The sequence below is a fragment of the Streptomyces hygroscopicus subsp. hygroscopicus genome (assembly GCF_030269125.1).
GTDB lineage: Bacteria > Actinomycetota > Actinomycetes > Streptomycetales > Streptomycetaceae > Streptomyces > Streptomyces hygroscopicus_C.
Map to the genome: position 1 here is coordinate 1 of NZ_BSSM01000075.1, position 298 is coordinate 298.

The following is a 298-nucleotide window of genomic DNA, read 5'->3' on the forward strand; positions in this document are numbered from 1 at the left end:
GCGGTGACGGCGACGACGGCCGCGAGTGGTGGTGGTACGCCGGGCACGGGTGCGGTGAAGGTGCAGTACAAGAACAACGACAGCTCGGCCACCGACAATCAGATCAAGCCGGGTCTGCGGGTGGTGAACACCGGGAGTGATCCGGTGGACCTGTCCAAGGTGACGATCCGTTACTACTTCACCGGTGACGGCGGCTCGTCCGGTTTCACGACGTCGTGCGACTACGCGGCCGTGGGCTGTTCGAACGTGACGCAGAAGGTGGTGGCCCTGTCCTCGCCGAAGTCGGGCGCGGACCACT

General features: G+C 65.4%; 1 protein-coding gene. It reads left to right on the forward strand.

What is annotated here, in order from left to right; translation table 11 throughout:
- A partial coding sequence (locus QSK45_RS38160) for a cellulose binding domain-containing protein (RefSeq protein WP_285563542.1) occupies window positions 1-298 on the forward strand: 298 nt, incomplete at both ends.